General features: G+C 76.2%; 1 protein-coding gene and 1 pseudogene. One reads left to right on the forward strand and one right to left on the reverse strand.

The genetic code is table 11. The features are described from left to right. Positions 1-546: pseudogene (locus AAHZ94_RS33320) on the reverse strand (hypothetical protein); the annotation flags it as partial. A gap of 553 nt (positions 547-1,099) precedes the next feature. Between AAHZ94_RS33320 and AAHZ94_RS33325 the strand changes: the two are divergent. After that, on the forward strand, positions 1,100-1,693 hold the full coding sequence (locus tag AAHZ94_RS33325) for a 2-oxo-4-hydroxy-4-carboxy-5-ureidoimidazoline decarboxylase (protein WP_502964860.1): 594 nt from the start codon (positions 1,100-1,102) through the stop codon (positions 1,691-1,693). The last annotated feature ends 286 nt before the right edge of the window (positions 1,694-1,979 follow it).

The raw sequence follows: 1,979 nt of genomic DNA on the forward strand, positions 1-1,979 counted from the left end.
CCCCCCCCCCCCCCCCCCCCCCCCGCCCGCGGCGGGGGGGGGGGCGCCCGGGGGCCGGGGGGGGGGGGCCGCGGCGCGGGGGGGGGGCGCGGGGGCGGCGGCCGGTCCGCCGCTGGAGGCCGTCGGCCCGTCGGACGGTGCGGGCTTCGCCGGGCGCAGGGCCAGGGCGATGTCGCCGCGGCGGGGCTGGCCGGCCGCGACGGTGAGGCCGAGTTCGTCGGCGAGCCGGCGCGCCTCGTCGCCGAGGGGTCCCCGCGGGTCGGCCACCACGCGGGAGTCCGGGCCGGGGCGCCAGCCGGGGCCGCCTTCCGGTTCGTACGCGCGGACGGCCGGGATCACCCGCGGCGCGGACGGTGGCGCGGCCGAGCCGAGTGGGCGGGGCGAGCGGTCGTCCAGGGGGGTCGGCCCGGCGGACGCGGAGCTCGGGCCCGTCCGACGGGCGGGAGTGGAGTCGTCGCCGTCCGGCCATCCCACGATGAGCAGGGTGATGGCCATGGCCGCCACGACGACCACGGCGGCTGCGGCGATGACCGTGGTCTTGGACACGGAGCGAGGCATCCTCATGTGGGCAAACTTCCCATTGAGGGACGAAATACCAGACGAAGCGGAGGTAATGCGTCCATCACTCGCAGAAAAACTCTCTCCTTCGGGTGAAATTGATGTCGCATGGGGTTCATTTCAGGGAGGTGTCGCTACCGTGACCTCCGCCTCCCCCCTTGAGCCTTCGTCACGCGTCTCGTTCCGACTCCGTCCGACTCCGTTCGCTCGCGCCGGCCACCGTCCGCCTCCGTCCGCCTCCGCCCGTCTCCGCGCTTCCGCGTTCGACCCGGCCCCGCCCGCACCCGCCCCTCCCGCCGCAACCCGATCAACCGCTCCTCGCCCGCCCCTCCTGACCTCGTCCCGCGCGCGGCGCCCCGCCCGTCGCGCGATTCCGCATCTCTCCTTCCGCATCAATTTCCCTCACCGTTCCCTACACGTAGCCGGCCCGTCACACAGCGCAGGCAGCACGCCGTGCGGTGTGGCCCGGCGCCCGATCCGCCGCTCCGAAACTCCGATTGCCGCCTTCTTCTCCGGGCTCGCTCATCCCGAGGAGGCCACCGTGCCTAACCCGACTCCGCACGTGCTGCCCGACGCGTCCACCGCGCCCGCGCCCACGCGTACCGCCACGCCCGACGCACCGGCCACGGCCCTCACGCCACCGGCCATCTGCGCCTTCGACCGCCTGAACATCGCCAGCGACGGGGCCGCCGAGGCCGCCCTGCTCGCCTGTTGCGGCAGCCGCCGCTGGGCCCGCCGGATCGTCACCCACCGGCCCTATCCGACCCTGGAAGCGCTGCTCGCCGAGGCCGACGAGGCCAGTCACGACCTGACGCCCCGCGATCTCACCGAAGCGCTCGCCGACGAGTCCGCCCTGCAACACGCCCTGTGCGGCGCCCGCAGCCCGGGCCCGCCCGTCGCCCACACCGCGCTGCGCGCCGCGCACGCCGCGTACGAGAGCAAGTTCGGCCACGTTTTCGTGTACTGCCTACAGAACGTCCCGGAGGAAGAGGTGGTCGGCCACGTACTGGCCGCGATCCGTGCCCGGCTCGGCCATGCGGAGGAGGCCGAACGGGAGGTCGCGGCCGAGGAACTGCGCCGCATCGCCCGCGGGCGCCTGGCCCACCTCGCCTCCACCACTCCCCACAGCCCCTGACCCGGCACCCGTCACCCGCGCACCGCACGTACCCCGCGCCCGCCGCCAGGACCCGGACCTGCCGCGTACCACCCCCGCCGCGCCAGGTCCGCCACCGGGTCGCCCGCGCCGGCCCCGCACCCACGAGGGCACCGGCCCGTACGAACGGAGCGCCCGCCGCGAGAAGAGCGGCGCGGCCCCCCCGGGGGGGGGGCGGGGGGGCCCCCCCGGGCGGCGGGCGACGTACCGGGGCCCGGTGGGGAACGTATTCGGTGGCGGGGGTCGACGGCTCTACCTGTCCAACAGC

It is taken from the genome of Streptomyces sp. HSW2009 (assembly GCF_040240285.1).
In the GTDB taxonomy this organism is placed as follows: Bacteria; Actinomycetota; Actinomycetes; order Streptomycetales; family Streptomycetaceae; genus Streptomyces.